Here is a 16,842-nt window from a genome sequence, read left to right as displayed (position 1 = left end):
TTCGACGCCAGACCGCCAAAGCTTTGCGCCGGACGTGAGACGAGTCGGGTATGCTCCCCGACCGCGCCGACCTGCCGCGGTATCTCGCGCCGCTGCCGGAGTCGTTGGAGGACTTCGCGCTCCGGTACGCGTGGGCCATCGTCGCGGTCAACCTCGCCGGGACCGCGTTCGGATTCTGGTACTACGGCTTCCACCCGTTCCCCCTGTCGGACCCCCTAATAACGTGGCAGTTCGCGGCCGAACCGCCGGTGATGTGGCCGTTCGTCCCCGACAGCCCGGTGGCGACGCTCTTCATCGCGGCCAGTCTCGCGCTCTGGAAACTCGGCCGGAACTCGGAGGTCGTCAACGCCCTCGCGTTCTTCGGCTGTCTCAAGTTGGGTCTCTGGACGCCCTTCGTCCTGCTGGCGTTCATGGAGGGGTTCTCGTACAACTCGGTGCTGATGTACAACTTCCTGTTCTGGAGCCACCTCGCCATGGTCGCCGAGGCGTTCCTGATTCATCGGTACAGCGACTTCCCGGTCGGTGCGGTGTTCGTCGCGGTGGTCTGGTACGGGTTCAACGACGTCGTGGACTACTTCCTCCCCGTCGTCGGGACGCCACACCACACCGTGCTTCCGGGGCAGGAGGCACTGGCGTACGGGTTCTCGCACCCCTCGCCGATCCACGAGATCGCGGCGGCCGGGGCCGTCGTGATTACCATCGCGGCGACGTTCTTGGCGCTGGCGACCAGAGTGAAGAAGTTGGAAGTGAGCGCGTAGCTCCTACGTCTCGTCTTCGATTACCTCGCCGTTCGCGTGCGCCCGGACCCACAACTCGCCGATTCTGGACAACCGAGTTCGATACGATTTTCCGTGTTCCTCCTGCTCGATGTACCCCTTCCCGCCCGGTCCCAACCTATCGACGTTGTAGATGACCTTCGACCGGAAACTGTCGGTGTACTCCTCGTCGAGTTCGCTGGCGAGAGCCTCCGCGAGTTCCGAGACCGACTCGAACACGCCCTCCTCGCCGAGTTTGAACAGGATGACCTCCTCGAAGGGCTTGACGTTGGAGAAGGAGGCGACCGGAATCTCCGCGATGTGGCCGTCGCCGACGCGCTTCGCGCCGATGGTCGTGCCGCGCTCGTCGAACTCCGAGAGGAGTTCCCGGGCGCTGTCGAGGCGCCCTTCGATGCGGTCGTCCGCGACTTCGTCGGGGGTTTCGGTCTCCCCGGAGAGGTCTTCGAGCAGGTCGGCCTGCCGCCGGAGTTCCTCGGCGAGTTCGGTTTCGAGGTACTTCTCCGGGGCGGTGTAGTAGGTGTGAATCTTCTCGCGGTCCTCCTCGCGCTCGACCATCACCGAGTGGGCCGCCGTGGCGAAGGCGAAACTGACGGTCCGGGGCATCGCGGAGATGTTGACCCAGACCTCGCGGCCCTCGTCCAACTCGGCGTTGATGAGGTCGTAGGCCTGCTCGAAGGCGGCGTCGTAGTCGTACACGTCGGCGACGACTACGCGCTCGGTGGTCGCCCCGAGCAGGTTCTGGAAGTCCTGTTCCAGTTTCTGAGAGAGGTTCTGAGAGTACTCGACGTTGGCCTCGCTCCCGACCGCGCCCTCCAGCAGGATGACGCGGTCCACGTCCAACTGGTCGCGCACGAGCGGCGCGATAAGCCGGTCGTAGTCGAAGCCGACCGGGACGATGTGGGTCTGCATATGCCCCCGTTGCGGTGACGAGAGGTTAAACCCCAAGCTTTCGCGGTACTCCGTCAGCCCGCGTTTCGCGCCCGGCCGACCAATCACCAGTAACGCTCGCCCGACCAACCCACCGAAATGCGCTAACTGACCAAACCACCGCGGGTGGGATAAAGGGGTCGCGCGCTCGCGGCCGCAGGCCCGTGGTCGTCTCAGACAGGCCACTATTCAGCGCGCGCAGTTCTGCGCGCGCTGAATATCCCGCTGAGCGACCGCGAGCGCGCGAGGGCTTTCTAAAACGAGTTCGCACCTACGCTCCCGAGATATCACGAATAAATGACGGACCGTCTCCAACCTAGAACCGCCACCTTTACGCGCCAAAACCACACCCTTCAGACCGATGAGTCTCCGAAGTGCAGTCGCCGCTCCGTTCCAGCAGAAGGGACGCGAGTCGATGCCCGAGAGCGAGTTCGTCGTCGCGCTGTCGCTGGACCGCGACTGGTTCTCGCCCGACCAAGCCGAGCGTCTCATCGACGTGGCGGCCGGACAGGGCCTGCTCGCCCAACGCGACGGCGAGGTGGTCGCGGAGTTCGAACTTAGCGACGTAGAGGTCCCCGACGAGTTCGTGCCCGACGAGTCCATCCTCCAGGAGCAATCGACGTTCGAGAAACTACTCGACAAGGTGGTCGCCGCCGGGACCGACAAGCAGACCGCGGTGGCCGAAATCAACGAACTCCAGAGTCACCTCGGCGTGACCATCGAGGCCGCGGCAGTCGTGTACGCCCGGCGACGCGGCGTGGACGCCAGTAGCGAGGCCGCCGAGGCCCGCGCGGAGTTGAAAGCCGAGGACTGACTCCGAGAAACCCAAAGCCGAAGGCTGATTCGGTCCCGCGTCGATTTTGGAGTATGGTCGAGGACCGAACCACCGACGGCAAGCGCATCGCCCAACTGCTCTCCTCGGAGGTGTCGAGCCGGGAGGACTCCGGACTCGACGCCCTCGAAGTCGTCAACGCCGACGCCGACGTGGAGGGGTCGGCCGACGGGGAACTGGCCTACGAAATCGCACGCCAACTCGGGGAGGACGACCCCGGGGAGAACGCCGAGATTCTCGCGGAGGTCTACGTCCACGACGACCGGGTCCGCGTCGAGTTCCGCGCCGAGGCCGACGCCGCGGCCGAAGTCGCGGAATCGGCGGACCTGCGCGTCCGACCGAAGTCGGTCCAGCCCCCGCGGACGCTCGTCTTCGTGGAGGACGGCGCAGAGGTCAAGCGAGCGACCGACGTGCTCGTCGCGGTGCTATAGCTCGGCGAGGACGCCCGGCAAGTCGGTCGCGAGCGAGTCGCGCTCGACGTAGGCGTCGGCGTCCGGATGGGGGTCGGGTCCGCCCTCGAAGACGACCTGCACGACGTACAGTCCGGCGTCCCGCGCGCCCTCCACGTCGGCCTCGGGGTCGTCGCCGACGTAGACGGCCTCGCCGGGCGTGACGCCGAGGTCGGCGAGAACCGCCTCGAAGGCGCGCTCGTCGGGTTTCCCGGCGTCGAGGTCGCCCGTAATCGCGATGGCGTCGAAGCAGTCCACCCAGTCGAACTGGTCGAGTTTGCTCTGTTGGGCCTCCGACGGACCGTTGGTGAGCAGTCCGAGCGCGTACTCCCGGCTGAGGTCAGCCAGCAGGCCGGGCGTGCCCTCGACGGGGCGAAGCGACTCGGCGACGTTCTCGCGGTAGACGGCGGCGAGCGCCTCGGGATCGGTATCGCTCTCCTCGGGGAGCAACTCCGCGAAGATGGGCGTCCGACTCTCGCTGTCGAGATGCTCGGCGTGGGCTTCGAGGTACGCCTCGCGCGACAGGTCGGGCGCGCCGACCGCCTCGGTACTCTCGGCCAGCACCGCTTCGCGCGAACGCTCGGGCACGGCCAGCGTGTAGTCGAAGTCGAACACGACGGCAGAGATGGTCACGCGACTCTCTTGGTCCAACGCCCTCTTGAGACCTACGGCAGCGACCGAACACGATTCCACTCCGTCGGGGCTCTGACTTTTCCACCCCGGCGCGCGCTGGAGCGAACTCGCTGTTCGAGGTCGCACACATGCGCGTGAGGGACAAACGACTGAAGGGAGTGAACGGGAGGGGAGGCGTGAGGCTGTCGCGGTGCAGTTGCGGTGCGGGGCCGTGCTGTGCAGTCTTCCGTGACTCGCGGAGTAGCTAGCTCCCCTGCTGCGTTCGTCCACGAGTCCGCTCTCCAAGCACCGCAGGCAAGCCACGACTCACAACCCAAACGAGACGGAAGTGAATGCATTTGATTCTTATACACATAATGTGGTGCTTCAAACATTCATATATATTGCTCGAACGTCCGAAGACAAGAGCCTTGACCGCGCCATCGCAACCTCGGGTATGGCGTTCTTCGACCGCCTCCGCGAGCGAATCCGGGCGACCGACGGGATGCTCTCGATAGGGTTGAACCCCGACCTCGCCCGTCTGCCCGACGACTGCCGGGAGTACGACTACCCGCGACGGGCGTTCAACCGTCGGATCATCGACGCGACCCACGACCACGCGGCGGCGTACGCGGTGACGCCCGCGTTCTACGCCGACGCCGAGGGGTGGACCGCGATGGCCGAGACCGTCGCGCTCGCTCACGGTCGCGGCGTCCCGGTCGTCCTCGACGCGAAGTACAGCGACGTGCCGAACCCGGACGCCGAGTTGCTCGACAGCGTGGACGCCGTGACGGTCTCGCCGTATCTCGGCCGGGACGCCCTCGCGCCGCTTCTCGACGGCGACTCCGGTCGGTCCGAGGGTCTCGGCGTCTTCGTGACCTGCCGGACGCCGAACGCGGGCGCGACGGACCTTCAGGACCGAGACCTCGCTGGCGAGGAACGCGAAGCGGAACCTACCGAGGAGGGCGACGGAGAGGAGGAAACCACCCGAGGCGACGACGAGGAACGAGCGACACTGGCTCACGGCGTGGCCGACCTCGCGGCGTCGTGGGCCGACGACGCCGCGGCCGACGTGGGCCTCCTCGTCGGCGGGCCGAGCGAGGCGGTCGAATCGCTCCGAGAGCGCGCGCCGGGCCTCCCGTTTCTCGTGGTCGGCGGCGCGAGAAACGACCCCGAGGTGGCCGCGCACGCCGTCTCGGAGGGCGGTGAGGGAGTCGCTCCGCATCGTGGCGCGGGCGAAGCCGTCGGACTTGTCGAGACGTCCCGAGAGGTCCTCTACGCTGGCGAGACCGCGGGCCGCGGCCGCCGCCGCGGGCAGGACGACTACGCCGCGGCGGCCCGCGAGTCGGCCCGGCGACTCAAGCGCCAACTGAACCGGCATCGGTGAGCGACGAGGCGGTTTCCGGCGTCAGACCCGAATCGCCCTCAGAACCGCATCACTTCGTCGTCGTCGAGGTCGTCGGGCCGGACGGTCCCGTCGCCGCCTTCGCCGCGTTCGACGGTGGCGGCGCACTGCGCGCAGAGACCGAGCGCCTCGTCCCAGTGCTCCTCGCACGCGAGCGTCCCGCAGTTGGAACAGGAGTGTTCGGCTTCGTTCTGCTCGCAGATCTGACAGAGGCCTGTGACACTCATGGGGTTTTACTCGGTTTCGATAGGGCTTCGAGGGGCATGAGTGTGCGGGCAGTCAGGCACTGCCATCTCGGAAGCCGCGTCGCTACAGACCCTCTCTGTAGACGCGTTCGGGTCCGCATAACAATGGTAGCGATACCCGTACCCAAGTTCCGCAACAGTGGTCCCCATGAATCCGAACGCAGAGTACACACGGAGAAGGTTCTCAGCACGAGGCGTCTCGCAAACGGTCACCCGGTCGCTCGCACCTACGGATAGATGAGCGACTCCACGTCTCAGAACCGACGGACGTTCCTGAAGGCGGCCGCGGTCGGTGCCGTCGGAGCGACGACCAGCGGTCTCGTCTTCGGCTCCGTCGCTCAGGAGAGCGCGGCCGGAATGCTGGTGTTCACCTACGACGACGGCGTGGTCGAGGACTACACCCAGACGTATCAGGAGGCCCACGAGCCCGAAGGGGTCCCCGCCTGTTCGGCGGTCGTCTCCTCGCGACTCGGAGACAGCGGCGCGCTCTCGGAGTCCCAACTCCGTGAACTCGGCGATGCGGGCTGGGAGATTATGTCCCACACCGTCCAACACCGGGCGCTGGCGACCATCTCCGTGACTCGCGACGTCGCAGCGGGCGATAGCCGGATCTACGTCACCGGGAACAACCACGGCAAGATCGCCGGCGACACGATCCGAATCACCGACGGGAGTACGTGGGAGATAGTCACCGTCTCGGGCCAAGGGAGCGAGGACGGCGGAGAAGAGTACCTCACGCTCCAAGAGCCCGTGGGGCAGTCGTTCAGCGCCTCGGAGACGGTCGAGCGGTACTCCGACGACCTCATCCGTCACGCGCTCGGGCAGTCCCAGTCGACCTTGGAGGAGTACGGCCTCGACGTCACCAACGTCGTAATGCCGTACGGCGGGTTCGGCGGGCGAACCCAGGAGCTCGTTCCGGAGTACTACACCGCGGTTCCGAACGCCGGTGCCGACAACTCGGACGACGTGAACGGCGACCCGGGGCTGAATCCCGTGGATAACCTCAATCTCCCGCACCTCTCGCGGCGCTACTTCCGCGAGGGACAGATGACGTACGACGAGATCGGCACCTTCCTCGACAGAGTACGCGACGAGGACGTGCTGGGCATCTTCGGCGGCCACAGCTGGTGGAACCGCCACGGAGAGGACAAACTCCCGCCCGAGCGCATCCGCGAGACCATCCAGATGGCGAAAGAGCGGAACGTCGAAATCGTGACCCTCCAGCACGCCCTCGACGAACTCGGATACACGGGCACGCAGACGACCACCCGGACGACGGAGACGACGGACACGACCACGGGAACGCCGACCACCACTACGGCGACTACCGCAACGACGACAACGACCACCGAAGACCCGACTACGACCACTCCATCCGAGACGACTACCACGACAACTACAGCCGACCCGACCACCACGACAACCCCATCCGAGACGACCACTACGACCACAGAAACGCCAACCACCACGACAGCTACGGACGACCCGACCACTACGACTACCGAAACGACGACTACGACTACCGAAACGACGACTACGACTACCGAAACGACGGAGCGAAGCGACGGCGGCGGTGGTGGCGGTGGCGGTGGTGGTGGCGGCGGTGGCGGCGGTGTAGGTGGCGGAAACGATTTCGACTACGCGGGCGGCGAGTCGGTGGACGAGGACACCACTTCGACCACGACGACGACCACGACGACCGAAACGACGACTACGACGACGCGAACGCCGACCACGACCGAAATAGCGATGGAGACGGAGACGCCGATGACCGAAACGATGACTTCGGCCGAGACCTCGACCCCGACCGAAGCGCTCACCACGACGGCGACCACTCGGGCGGACGACTCCCCCGACGTTCCCGTCCCCGGTTTCGGGTGGGTCGCGTCGCTCGGGGCGTTGGGCAGTCTGGCGGCGTACGCGCTCTCGCAACTCGACGACGCCGACGAGGAGTAAAGTTCCGAGCCGCACGATTTCGACCTCGCTGTCTCTCCTCCGGCACTCGCCGCTACGGAAATCGACGGTGGCAGCGCCGAGGTCGTCTGGAGGTCTCTCGACCCGAAATCGCCGTCCGAACTCCGTCGGCGACGAGGCTGCCGGGAGGCGGAACTACTCACTCCAATTACGAACCGGAGATACTGCTCCGTGGCTACGAACTGACGCCGGAAGCTACGCGCGCTGGATGCGATGCGCTCGCTCGACGAGCGACTTCACGGTCTCGGTCGTGACGTCCCACCCCGACCGTTCCAGGAACTCGACGCGCGACTTCGACCACCGGCACGGGTGCGCGAGCATGTAGAGCCGCGAGCGTGCGCGAGCGCGGAGCGCGTCCACCACGTCGTCAGTATTCCGGATGAGACCGAACCCCGGGAGGTCGAGGTTCCAGTCCCGACTGGTGTCCGAGAGGTAGTAGAGTCCCGCCGGCCGGTCGTTGTCGAAGTTTATCGAGAGGTAGGCCTCGCCGAGGAGGTCGTACTCGTCGAAGTTCGGGTCGTCGCTCCACATGTCGGTGTTGTTGTGGGGTGACAGCGGACTCCCGTGAGCGCACGCGGTCGTCACGTCGACGTGTTTGCGGAATCGTTCGAGGTTCCTCTCGAAGCGGTCGTAAGCGGCGGCGACGTCGCCGTGGGTCTTGGCGAGATCCTCGTAGTGATAGCCGATCTCGTGGCCCTGCTCGCTCATCGCACGCGCCGTCTCCGAATCGAACTTACTGGTCCGGAAGTAGTACGTCGACTGGACGTCTCGGTCGGCCTCGGCGTTCGCCATCGCCACGGCGCTCCCTACTTTCCGATCAACGTCGTGCCTCAGAACGACGAACGGCTCTTCGAGGTCGTCGTCTCGAAGGTACTCCTCGACGGTGACGAACTGCCAGCCGTTGGCCAGCGCCACGTCGAGGAGTCGTTCGTAGTCCGCGAGGTCGAACCCGGTCAACTGCATCGATATTCGACTAATGTATTTTATTATATAGTTATGTAGTTACTGTCGGTCGCGAAGGCATCGATTGAAGCGCCAAACCGGGTCCGTCCGCACGGAGAGACGAGAATCGACGAGTGACTGCTCGTCCGATATCAGTCGTCGGCGAGTTCCTCGCGGAGCATCTCCATCTCGGCGACTCGCTCGGCGTGGGCGTTGTGCTGGTGGATGGACTCGTCGTTGCTCTGCTTCATCGTCACCACGGCGTGGTCGGGCAGGTCGGTGAACTCCGAGACGACGCCCTCGGCCATGTCGCGCACGCAGTCTTCCACGAACTTCGCGTTCGCGTGGGCCTCGAAGGTCATGTGGTCCTCGTCCGGTCGCTTGGCGAGGTTGTAGATGCGGGCGCTCATCGAGTCGCGCGCGATTTCGATGATGTCGTTGAGGTTCGCCTCGGGCGCGCCGTCGCTCTCGACCGTGAGGGTCGCGTGGCCGCGCTGGGAGTGGCCCGCCTGCGGGACCTCCTGGAGGAACTCCCGGACCTCCTCCTCGCCGACGCCGAGGTCCTCCAGTTTCTCGCGCGCGGTCTGGCCCATCATGCCCTGCGAGCAGGGACAGACCGTCATGCCCGTGACTCGGGCACCGATCTCCTCGCGGGTCCCTTCGTCGGTCGCGGTCGCGCTGGCGATGATGTCGGCGGTGGCCTGCGTCGGGCGGTCGCTCTCGGGCGTCCGGTCTTTGATCATGTACTCGGCTTCCATCCGGACCTCGGCCTTCGAGGTGTAGTCGTGTTTGTCGAGCAGGCGCTCGGCGGCGTCGCCACACACGTCCTCGACGCGGTAGGTGGGTTCGCTCACCGCGTCCTCCAGAATCTCGTCGATGACCTCCATGTTCCGACTCATGTCCGCGCCCTTGCGCCAACTCGGCAGGTCCACCAACACCTCGAACTCCGCGGTCAACACGATAGGGCGCTTCTCCGGGCGGGCGAGTTCGACTAACTTCTTGACGCCGGTCACGCCGACGCGGTTCAGCCCCACGGTCACGTCCGGTTCGGAGGCTTGTACGTCCGGCAGTTGCTCTTCCATTATCGGAGGGTAGCGAATCCGTGGGATTAGGACTTTCCCTTCCGGAAAGGCTCAATCGAGTTTCCCGAGCGCCTGGAAGAAGTCGCTCGACGGCTCTGCAATCCGAGTCGGCTCCGGGTCCGGCCGGACCGTCACCGATTCGGGCATCTCGAATCGCTCGCGCGTGCTGTCGGAACTCACGTAGCCGAACTCGGCCCCCGTCGCCCGAATCTCGACCTCGCTGTCGCTCGAAGTCACGAGTGACGGCATCGACTCGGCGGCACACATCTCCGTGACGACGAGCGCGTCGGTCTCCGGGTGGACGAGGGGGCCGCCCTCGCTCAGGTTGTACGCGGTGCTTCCGGTCGGCGTCGAGACCAGCACGCCGTCGCCGTGCCCGCCGGTGAACAGGCGGCCGTCCACCCGAACCTCGTAGTCGAGTCCCTCGCCGTGGCCTCGCTGTGGCCCCTGGACGACGATTTCGTTCAGTGCGGGGTGGACCGACCAGTCGCCGTCGCCCTCGGCCCGAAGCCGGGGTACCTCGCGCGCCGGAATCGTATCGGTCTCTCGATACCCCGCGACGACCGCCTCGACCGTCTCGACCGCGTCGTCGGGCGCGACCCCGTTCAGGAATCCGACTTCGCCGAGGTTGACGCCAAGAATCGGTGTCGGACCTGCGCCGCGGGCCGCGAACAGGAAGGTGCCGTCGCCACCGATAGAGACCACGAGGTCGCACTCGTTCATCTCCTCGACCGGGTGGCCGTCGCCGTCCAACCGCTCGGCGGTCGCGTCGTCCAGTCGAACCGTGACCTCGTCGGGCAGCGTTTCGCGTATCCGTTCGGCCAGAAAGGCGGCGCGGGAGTTCCCCTTCTGGGCGACGATGCCGACTCTCATCGTTGACCCTTCTCGCCCGCCCGTCAAAAGTCCGCCGACGCAGGCCCGCCGACGCGAAGTCCACGGAGACGAATCCCGCCGACGCGAGAAACATTGAAATGCGGTCGGTCCGAGGTGCCCGACATGCATCGCGCTCGACCGACGAGGAGGTGGCCCCCGTGACCGAGGACGACGACTGGTTCGAGCGCGCACTCCGCGAAGACGAAGGCGACGACGGCTCGGCAGACGAGGAGTCTGCGACGGTCGAGACCGAGGCTACGGACTCGAAAGCCGACGGTACGGAACCCGGAGAGACCGGAGCGACCGACGCCGAACTCCCCGAAACCGAACCGGCCGACGGTCCGGGCGGGTTCGGTGACTCGCCGGCGAACGACCCGCCGGCGGACACTCCGGCGACGGACGAACCACCGGCAGACGATTCGCCGAGCGGGGGGTTCGCCGACGCCGACCCCTACGATGACGACGAGGTCGCCGAGGACGACGAACTCTTCGACGAGGACTTCGCCAGCGCCTTCGATAGCGCACCCGGCGGTGGGCCCGAGCCAGCAGGTGGCGGCGGTCCCGCCAGCGGTGGCGACGCGGGTGGCGACTTCGGCGCGGGCGGAGGCGGCGACTTCGGAATGGACACCGACGAGGGGTTCGGTGGTGGCTTCGGCGACGGCGAACCGTTCGAGAGCGAGGAGTTCGACGACGAGGAGTTCGAGTCGTCGATTCCGCGCATCGACATCGGCATCGAGGGTCTCGACAGCATGATTCAGGGAGGCGTGCCCGAGCGCTCGCTCGTCACGACCATCGGGTCGGCCGGGACGGGCAAGACCACCTTCGGTCTCCAGTTCCTCCACGAGGCCCTCGAAGCGGGCGAGAACGCGGTGTTCATCACCCTCGAAGAGAGCCACGACCGCATCGTCAACACCGCGACCGAGAAAGGGTGGGCCTTCGACGAGTACGAGGAGGAGGGCCAACTCGCCGTCATCGACCTGGACCCCATCGAGATGGCGAACAGCCTCACCTCCATCCGCAACGACCTGCCCCGACTGGTCGAGCAGTTCGGCGCGACCCGCCTCGTGCTGGACTCGGTGTCGCTACTGGAGATGATGTACGACGAGCAGTCCACCCGCCGGAACGAAGTCTACGACTTCACCAAGAGCCTGAAGGAGGCCGGGGTGACGACCATGCTCACCAGCGAGGCCAGCGAGGACAACGCCTACGCCTCCCGGCACGGCATCATCGAGTACCTCGTCGACGCGGTGTTTATCCTGCGCTACATCCGGAGTACCGACGACTTCCGGGAGACCCGACTCGCGGTCGAGATTCAGAAGATTCGGGACGCGAACCACTCCCGGGAAATCAAGCCCTACTCCATCACGAACGAGGGAATCAGCGTCTACCGGCAGGCGAACATATTTTGATGCAGTAACTCGGGAGGTTAGCGCACCACCGTAACCGGCATCGTCGCGCGCCGAACGACCGTCTCGGCGACGCTCCCGAGCAGGATGCGCGAGACGCCCGAGCGCCCGTGGCTTCCCATCACGATCTGGTCGAACCCCTCGTCGTCGGCGTACCCCACGATGGTTCGGGCGGGTCGGCCCAGTTCCGTGGCGGTGTCGAGGGTGACGCCGTACTCGTCGGCGACCTCTTGGGCCTCCTCGAACAGAGCCTCGCTCTCCTTCTGGGCGTTCTCGTACCACTCCTCGGACCCGCCGGGCATGCCGACCGGCGCGCTGTAACCCGCGTCGATGGGGTCGATGACGTGGAGGACGGTGATGTCGTGGCCGGCGAACTCTTCGAGGGCGTAATCGAGCGCGTCGTCTGACTGCGGTGACCCGTCGATGGGGACGATAATCTGCTTGGTCATGTTCGAAGAGACGTCGAGTAGTCGGTTAAGGTTTCAGGCAGTTCCCGCGATGTGAGAACTCCGACTCCGCGCCAGCGAACCGCGCGACGTTCGGGTTCTCCGAGTCTACTCCGGTCTACTCCCGCCCGTGCTTCGTCACGCACTTCGAGAGACCGATGATTTCGACCGGTTCGGAGTTGTCGGGCGAGTAGACCACCATCTGGCCCTTCTCCATGTAGGGGACCTTCCCCTCCAGTTTCGCGGGGATGTTGACGCTCTTGATGGCGTCCTCGTCGCCCAGATTTAGGACGACGGTCGTGTTGATCTGCTTGAAGACGGGTTCGGCGATGTCCTGAGGGTCCTGGGTGATGAGGAACAGACCGAGGCGCTCCTTGCGGCCCTGCTTGGCGGCCTCGGTGAACTTCCCGATGACCTTCCGGGCCTGCACGCTGTCGGCGTCGGTCAGGAAGTTGTGGGCCTCGTCCATCCCGACCACGAGTGGCGTCTCCTTGATGCGGTCGTGCGTAGGGTCGTTCGACAGTTTCTCGTCCACGAGCAGACTGGCGAGCGCCAGCACGACCACCTCGGTCGCCCGCGAGTCGTTGAGGTGGTAGGTCGGCACGACGCTCAACTGGCCGGGCTTGACGAACGACCGTATCTGGTCGGTGATGGGCCGAGCGTCTTGGTCGAACACGCTGTAGAACGCCGAACTGATGGCCCGGCGCTTCACCGCGTCGTAGGTCGCCTCGTGGACCCGGCCGCTCTCGTCGAGTTCCTCGCGGAGCGCGGGGTCGTCGACGTAGTTCACGAACTCCTCGTAGGTGCCCGCGTCGCCGTACTGCTCGAAGAAGCGGTCGAGTAGGAGGCGAAGCGCGTTGTACTGGTTGTCGTTGAGGCTCGCGCCCGCGACCAGCCACGGGCGACGCTTGACCATCGAGAACGGAATCGTGAACTCGACCTGTTCGGCCCGGTGGTGGTCCGCGGCGTAGCGTCCGTCGCCGACCTTCGGCACGAACGCCACGGTGTCGTCGTGGCCGCCGTGAGCGACGCCCTCGGACTCCCACCGACGCTCGTCCTCGCGGGTCACGTCGGGGTTGTCGTCGTGCATCTGGGCGTACTCGTCCTGCGGGTCGAACTGGACCACCGCGGCCCGCCGGTCAGCGCCGTCCTCCATCTCGTACCGGCGCTCCTCCGAGAGGAACTGCCGGAGCACGTTCTTCGCGCCGTGGGTCTTGCCCGACCCCGTGCCACCGGCGACGAGCGTGTGTCGGAACACGAGGGGGTCGCCGTCCTCGTAGTCGTCCTTGAGACGGTAGTCGATGGTCGGGGGTTCGGCCGCGGTCCGGACCTTCTCGCCGCCGACCGAGAGGTGGCCGAGGAACACGCCGTCCTCGGGCATCTTGAGACCGGTCTTGATTTCGGGCTTGTCGTCGGCCTCGCGGACGACCGACTTGGGCTTGGGCACTCGGTCGGTCATCCGGCGCTTCAACTCCCCGCCGTCCTCGTACAGCACCGCGACGGGTTCGAGGTCCGCCATCAGTTTGTAGTCGGTCTCCTCGATGTCCTCGCGGCGCATCGCGCGCTTGGAGTGGATTTCGGTCGCGTCGTCCACCCGGTACTCTTGGCGGTACTCCAGCGCGCAGACTCGACAGAAGAGTTTCTCGCCGTCGGGGTAGCCCACGAGCAAGTACTTGCCGACCCGCACGTCCTCGCGGTTGTCGGCGGTCACGTACGCCTGCAGGTGGGTCTCGTCCTCGTCCTCGCCGATTCGGAGGCCCTCGGCCGCCGAGAGCGTGCCGATGCCCCGGTCGCTTCCCGCGGGATCGGTCGCCATCGAGTCGAAGCGGTCGTCGTCCCGAGTCCCGGAACTCGACGTTCCGGTGTCGAAGTCGCCCACGCCGTCGAGGTCGGTGGGAGCGTCGTCCGCGTCGAAGTCGGAGGTGTCCGTCTCGAAGTCGTCGGTCTCGGAGGTCTCTGACTCGGGAGCGTCCGAGTCGTCGGCCCCGTCGGACCTGCTGAAGTCGCCGAGGTCGGTCATCGTTCCCGGGAATGAGCGCATGGGACAAACAGGTTTCCCTCTGGCCGGTCGCACCCCTTTTACCTGCCCGCGTCCTACATCTGTTCATGCTACTCATCCGTGGCGAAGCAGGGGGCACCACCCTGACGGGCACGCTGTACGAGCGAGGCGAGCGCGCGCCGCGGTTCAAGGGTGCGCCCGACGAGGACGCTCCCTACGTGTGGGTCTGCGACGAGTTCTATCAGGTCGAGAGCGGCGGGACGGTCCAGAAGGTCGACGGCGAGGAGGTCAACGTCGCCTTCGAGTCGCCGATGCCCCGCGGCTTCGACACCCGCGAGCAGGCCACCGAGGCCGCCCGCGAACACATCAGGACCCAGTTCGCCCGCATCGGCATCGAAGCCGACGACGTGGAAATCGCTGTCGAGAAGCAGGAAGCCGAGACGGCCGAACCCCAGTAAGTTCTGTTCTGGAGATCCGGCGACCCGACTCGTACGCCGAGCGAAGTGAGGCGTTTCACCGACTGCTCGGCCTTCGGCCTCACCGTCGGCTTCTTTCGTCGACGTTTTTCGGGAATGGTGCCAGCAGGGCACCCGGCGAAGAAAAACGTCGTCTTTAGTAGTCCCGGCCCCACCGGACCGCGTTGTAGTTCTCGTCGAGTTCCGTGTCGAGCGACCGCTCGAACGATTTGACGAGCGAATCGACGCTCCCGCGGTCGATGGCCGCGAGGCCGTCGGCCTTCGAGATGGCCTGTGGCGGCCCGCGCTGGAGCGCGACCTCCTGAAGCACCTGTCGCTCGATTCGGTCGCGGGTCTCGGGGTCGTCGGTGAACGCCTTCGGAGCCTCGACTTTGAACACGAGGTCCCGGCGCGGGTCGTACACCACGCAGAACGTGACTTTGTACTGGTCGGAGTCGAGACGCCGGTCGAGGTGCGGGTTGTCCTCGTCGTCGAAGAAGCCGTCGAGCCCCGCACGGGATTCGAACCAGTTCGTGAGCGTCAGGTCGTCGGTCAGGCGCTCGAACTCGCCGTCCACCAGCTCGCGGCGTTCGAGGATTTGGGCGAACAGGCCCGCGTCGTGGGCCCACGGCACCGGTCCGAAGTCGGTCTCGCGCTTGAGCGTCCGGACCACCGACTTCGCCGAGACGTTCTTGACGAACCCGGCGAACGGGACGCCGCGGTCGGCGAACGTCTCGACCAGTTCGACGTAGTTGTCGAGAATCCGGGAGACGTGGTCGGACTCCTCGAACAGGTCGGTCAGCACCGAACTCCGGGAGTACCACCGCAGGACGCCCTTAGGGTAGATGGGACCGTCGAGCAGGAGGAACTCCGAGACTCGGTCGGCGTGTTCGAGCGCGTGGCTACTCTCGGCGAGGTAGAGCGCGAGGGCGTGAACCACGTCCTCCTCGTACTGGTTCTGCGGGAGGTGCGTGTGGACGATGCGACGCTGGCTTCCGTCGTTGTACGACTCCCACTCGGTACCGAAGTTCTTCGACGTGTCGTTCGAGTGGAGCGCCTTCACCACGGTCCGGCAGTCGTGGAGGTCGAGGTCCGACGGGTTGGCGCTCATCGCGGCGTGGGCTACGTCGAGGACGAGTCCGTTCTTGAACGGCCGGGGATTGAGCGTCCCGGCGTCGAGACCGTGGGTCGTCGGGAACGGTTCGTCTTCGAGCGCGATTTCCTCGGCGCTGACCCGACGGCGCGACAGGTCGTCCATCGGTTCGAGTATCGGTCTGCCGTCGCCGTCGTAGAGCGGGTCGAGGAAGTTCTGCCAGACGGATTCGGCGGAGTCCCGGTGGTCCTGGTCCTCGGCGTCGTAGTCGATGTGGTCGGCCAACCCCGCGATGCCGTCGAAGTGCACCGGGTCGAGCGTCATACCATCGGTATGCTGACGCACCGTCAAAAATCCCGCCGTTCAGGTGGCCTTTTTCAGGGCCGACCGCGTACCAACGACCATGACCCGATTCGACGCCGCGACGCCCGAGGAGCGCCAGAAACTCTTCGCGGAGGCCATCACCGCCCACCGCGAGCGCGGGAGTCCGTTCGCCACCTTCGAGGCCGACGCCGACGCCTCCGCGCTCGAAGCCGAACGGGCAGTCGAAGACGGCGAAACCGAGGAGTCGGCGGAGACCGGCGACCCGGACGAAGCCGACGACCCGGAGCAAGCCCCGCCGTGGATTCAGTTCGGCGACGGCCTCCTCAACCTCGACTGCACCGACGCCGAACTCGACGCCCTCAAGTCCGTCCTCGGCGAGTTCCCGGCGTTCAAGATAGACGACCTCACCCGACCCGAGGAGACAGAGGGCGTCAACGTCCGGGTGTCCGCGCTGGCCGACCCGAACCGGGTCGGCCAGTGCGTCGAGCGCGTCTTCCGCGAGGTGTACGACCAACCCGAAGCGTTCCGAGCGTGGGTGACCGCGGTCTGAGTCTGCGTCACCGATTCTAGACCGCCCACTCGAAAACCATTTTGATTTCTTGAGGAATGAAATCGTTCGTTAAAGCCCCTTCTACGTTGCCGAGACTGTACGACGCAGTCGTCGCCCCTCAGTCCATCTGGATGTACGTCCGGGTCGTTCCGACGCCCTCCACCTCGTGGATTCCGGCGGTAACGACCTTCTGGAGGTCTCGGACGGTCTCGGCTTCGATTTCGGCCACGATGTCGAAGTCTCCCGAGACGACGTGGGCCGACGTGACCCCCGACAGGTCGCGGATGGCGGTCACGGCGTCCTCCGACGCTCCCGTTCCCGTAATTATCGTTACGTAGGCACGGACCATACCCCGAATACGACGAGCGCGACCAAAGCATTACTGCCGGTTCGTCCGCGGTTCTGTCCGGTCTCGGCGGCTTGGCGACAGTGATCGGTTCGACATCTCCTCC

General features: G+C 65.9%; 18 protein-coding genes. 8 read left to right on the top strand and 10 right to left on the bottom strand.

The window, feature by feature from the left end; genetic code table 11:
* Positions 1-50: 50 nt before the first annotated feature.
* On the top strand, positions 51-758 hold the full coding sequence (locus E2484_RS08900; protein WP_137284844.1) for a DUF1405 domain-containing protein: 708 nt from the start codon (positions 51-53) through the stop codon (positions 756-758).
* A gap of 3 nt (positions 759-761) precedes the next feature.
* Here the strand turns inward: E2484_RS08900 and E2484_RS08895 are convergent, their stop codons facing one another.
* Entirely contained in the window at positions 762-1,685 is a 924-nt protein-coding gene (locus E2484_RS08895; protein WP_137284843.1) for an HFX_2341 family transcriptional regulator, read from the bottom strand.
* 379 nt (positions 1,686-2,064) lie between these two features.
* Here E2484_RS08895 and E2484_RS08890 point away from each other — a divergent pair, with 379 nt between their 5' ends.
* Together E2484_RS08890 and E2484_RS08885 are read left to right on the top strand one after the other, a co-directional pair.
* Positions 2,065-2,517: a DUF2240 family protein gene (locus tag E2484_RS08890; protein WP_137284842.1), complete on the top strand. Its 453-nt coding sequence runs from the start codon at positions 2,065-2,067 to the stop codon at positions 2,515-2,517.
* A 53-nt stretch (positions 2,518-2,570) separates the two neighbouring features.
* On the top strand, positions 2,571-2,966 hold the full coding sequence (locus tag E2484_RS08885; protein ID WP_137284841.1) for a hypothetical protein: 396 nt from the start codon (positions 2,571-2,573) through the stop codon (positions 2,964-2,966).
* On the opposite strand, the gene E2484_RS08880 is transcribed toward E2484_RS08885, so the two are convergent.
* Complete coding sequence (locus tag E2484_RS08880; RefSeq protein WP_137284840.1) at positions 2,961-3,617, bottom strand: HAD family hydrolase; 657 nt, start codon at positions 3,615-3,617, stop codon at positions 2,961-2,963. The genes E2484_RS08885 and E2484_RS08880 overlap by 6 nt on opposite strands.
* A 436-nt stretch (positions 3,618-4,053) precedes the next feature.
* Here E2484_RS08880 and pyrF point away from each other — a divergent pair, with 436 nt between their 5' ends.
* On the top strand, positions 4,054-4,983 hold the full coding sequence (pyrF, locus tag E2484_RS08875) for an orotidine-5'-phosphate decarboxylase (RefSeq protein ID WP_137284839.1): 930 nt from the start codon (positions 4,054-4,056) through the stop codon (positions 4,981-4,983).
* 38 nt (positions 4,984-5,021) lie between these two features.
* Here pyrF and E2484_RS08870 read toward each other — a convergent pair whose 3' ends face one another.
* Positions 5,022-5,228 carry a hypothetical protein gene (locus tag E2484_RS08870; RefSeq protein ID WP_137284838.1) on the bottom strand — a complete coding sequence of 69 codons (207 nt, stop codon included), beginning with the start codon at positions 5,226-5,228 and terminating at the stop codon, positions 5,022-5,024.
* 255 nt (positions 5,229-5,483) lie between these two features.
* On the opposite strand from E2484_RS08870, the gene E2484_RS08865 reads away from it, so the two are divergent.
* Positions 5,484-7,202, top strand: coding sequence for a twin-arginine translocation signal domain-containing protein (locus E2484_RS08865; protein WP_137284837.1), 1,719 nt, complete (start codon positions 5,484-5,486; stop codon positions 7,200-7,202).
* 213 nt (positions 7,203-7,415) lie between these two features.
* Here E2484_RS08865 and E2484_RS08860 read toward each other — a convergent pair whose 3' ends face one another.
* The 3 genes from E2484_RS08860 to E2484_RS08850 all read right to left on the bottom strand — a co-directional run bounded on the left by E2484_RS08860 (position 7,416) and on the right by E2484_RS08850 (position 10,117).
* Complete coding sequence (locus E2484_RS08860; protein ID WP_321112203.1) at positions 7,416-8,183, bottom strand: hypothetical protein; 768 nt, start codon at positions 8,181-8,183, stop codon at positions 7,416-7,418.
* Positions 8,184-8,314: 131 nt separating this feature from the next.
* A complete protein-coding gene (mptA, locus tag E2484_RS08855) occupies positions 8,315-9,244 on the bottom strand; it encodes a GTP cyclohydrolase MptA (RefSeq protein ID WP_137284836.1) in 930 nt (309 codons plus the stop codon).
* A gap of 51 nt (positions 9,245-9,295) precedes the next feature.
* On the bottom strand, positions 9,296-10,117 hold the full coding sequence (locus E2484_RS08850) for an NAD(+)/NADH kinase (protein WP_137284835.1): 822 nt from the start codon (positions 10,115-10,117) through the stop codon (positions 9,296-9,298).
* A gap of 98 nt (positions 10,118-10,215) precedes the next feature.
* On the opposite strand from E2484_RS08850, the gene E2484_RS08845 reads away from it, so the two are divergent.
* Positions 10,216-11,526 carry a KaiC domain-containing protein gene (locus E2484_RS08845; protein ID WP_321112200.1) on the top strand — a complete coding sequence of 437 codons (1,311 nt, stop codon included), beginning with the start codon at positions 10,216-10,218 and terminating at the stop codon, positions 11,524-11,526.
* 17 nt (positions 11,527-11,543) lie between these two features.
* Here E2484_RS08845 and E2484_RS08840 read toward each other — a convergent pair whose 3' ends face one another.
* Together E2484_RS08840 and E2484_RS08835 are read right to left on the bottom strand one after the other, a co-directional pair.
* On the bottom strand, positions 11,544-11,972 hold the full coding sequence (locus E2484_RS08840) for a universal stress protein (protein WP_137284834.1): 429 nt from the start codon (positions 11,970-11,972) through the stop codon (positions 11,544-11,546).
* Between the two features lie 115 nt (positions 11,973-12,087).
* The gene (locus tag E2484_RS08835) at positions 12,088-13,989 is read right to left on the bottom strand and encodes an ATP-binding protein (protein ID WP_137284833.1); all 1,902 of its coding nucleotides are present in this window, start codon (positions 13,987-13,989) and stop codon (positions 12,088-12,090) included.
* Positions 13,990-14,075: 86 nt separating this feature from the next.
* On the opposite strand from E2484_RS08835, the gene E2484_RS08830 reads away from it, so the two are divergent.
* Positions 14,076-14,426: a DUF7113 family protein gene (locus E2484_RS08830; protein ID WP_137284832.1), complete on the top strand. Its 351-nt coding sequence runs from the start codon at positions 14,076-14,078 to the stop codon at positions 14,424-14,426.
* A 154-nt stretch (positions 14,427-14,580) separates the two neighbouring features.
* Here E2484_RS08830 and E2484_RS08825 read toward each other — a convergent pair whose 3' ends face one another.
* Positions 14,581-15,840, bottom strand: a complete 1,260-nt coding sequence (locus E2484_RS08825; RefSeq protein ID WP_137284831.1) for a DNA double-strand break repair nuclease NurA — start codon at positions 15,838-15,840, stop codon at positions 14,581-14,583.
* 79 nt (positions 15,841-15,919) lie between these two features.
* On the opposite strand from E2484_RS08825, the gene E2484_RS08820 reads away from it, so the two are divergent.
* Positions 15,920-16,390: a hypothetical protein gene (locus E2484_RS08820; RefSeq protein ID WP_137284830.1), complete on the top strand. Its 471-nt coding sequence runs from the start codon at positions 15,920-15,922 to the stop codon at positions 16,388-16,390.
* A 118-nt stretch (positions 16,391-16,508) separates the two neighbouring features.
* On the opposite strand, the gene E2484_RS08815 is transcribed toward E2484_RS08820, so the two are convergent.
* On the bottom strand, positions 16,509-16,739 hold the full coding sequence (locus E2484_RS08815) for an Lrp/AsnC ligand binding domain-containing protein (protein WP_137284829.1): 231 nt from the start codon (positions 16,737-16,739) through the stop codon (positions 16,509-16,511).
* Positions 16,740-16,842 lie beyond the last annotated feature (103 nt).

It is taken from the genome of Halorussus salinisoli (assembly GCA_005239435.1).
Taxonomy (GTDB): Archaea; Halobacteriota; Halobacteria; order Halobacteriales; family Haladaptataceae; genus Halorussus; species Halorussus salinisoli.
Note: the sequence above shows the minus strand (reverse complement) of the source record. Positions and strands in the feature narration are given on the sequence as shown.

Excerpts from the sequence above, each read along its gene's own strand:
- E2484_RS08860 (WP_321112203.1), bottom strand. The coding sequence starts at position 8,183 with ATGCAGTTGACCGGGTTCGACCTCGCGGACTACGAACGACTCCTCGAC.
- pyrF (WP_137284839.1), top strand. The coding sequence starts at position 4,054 with ATGGCGTTCTTCGACCGCCTCCGCGAGCGAATCCGGGCGACCGACGGG.
- E2484_RS08820 (WP_137284830.1), top strand. The coding sequence starts at position 15,920 with ATGACCCGATTCGACGCCGCGACGCCCGAGGAGCGCCAGAAACTCTTC.
- E2484_RS08895 (WP_137284843.1), bottom strand. The coding sequence starts at position 1,685 with ATGCAGACCCACATCGTCCCGGTCGGCTTCGACTACGACCGGCTTATC.
- E2484_RS08885 (WP_137284841.1), top strand. The coding sequence starts at position 2,571 with ATGGTCGAGGACCGAACCACCGACGGCAAGCGCATCGCCCAACTGCTC.
- E2484_RS08830 (WP_137284832.1), top strand. The coding sequence starts at position 14,076 with ATGCTACTCATCCGTGGCGAAGCAGGGGGCACCACCCTGACGGGCACG.
- E2484_RS08835 (WP_137284833.1), bottom strand. The coding sequence starts at position 13,989 with ATGACCGACCTCGGCGACTTCAGCAGGTCCGACGGGGCCGACGACTCG.
- E2484_RS08850 (WP_137284835.1), bottom strand. The coding sequence starts at position 10,117 with ATGAGAGTCGGCATCGTCGCCCAGAAGGGGAACTCCCGCGCCGCCTTT.
- E2484_RS08840 (WP_137284834.1), bottom strand. The coding sequence starts at position 11,972 with ATGACCAAGCAGATTATCGTCCCCATCGACGGGTCACCGCAGTCAGAC.
- E2484_RS08865 (WP_137284837.1), top strand. The coding sequence starts at position 5,484 with ATGAGCGACTCCACGTCTCAGAACCGACGGACGTTCCTGAAGGCGGCC.
- E2484_RS08825 (WP_137284831.1), bottom strand. The coding sequence starts at position 15,840 with ATGACGCTCGACCCGGTGCACTTCGACGGCATCGCGGGGTTGGCCGAC.
- mptA (WP_137284836.1), bottom strand. The coding sequence starts at position 9,244 with ATGGAAGAGCAACTGCCGGACGTACAAGCCTCCGAACCGGACGTGACC.
- E2484_RS08845 (WP_321112200.1), top strand. The coding sequence starts at position 10,216 with ATGCGGTCGGTCCGAGGTGCCCGACATGCATCGCGCTCGACCGACGAG.
- E2484_RS08815 (WP_137284829.1), bottom strand. The coding sequence starts at position 16,739 with ATGGTCCGTGCCTACGTAACGATAATTACGGGAACGGGAGCGTCGGAG.
- E2484_RS08900 (WP_137284844.1), top strand. The coding sequence starts at position 51 with ATGCTCCCCGACCGCGCCGACCTGCCGCGGTATCTCGCGCCGCTGCCG.
- E2484_RS08890 (WP_137284842.1), top strand. The coding sequence starts at position 2,065 with ATGAGTCTCCGAAGTGCAGTCGCCGCTCCGTTCCAGCAGAAGGGACGC.
- E2484_RS08870 (WP_137284838.1), bottom strand. The coding sequence starts at position 5,228 with ATGAGTGTCACAGGCCTCTGTCAGATCTGCGAGCAGAACGAAGCCGAA.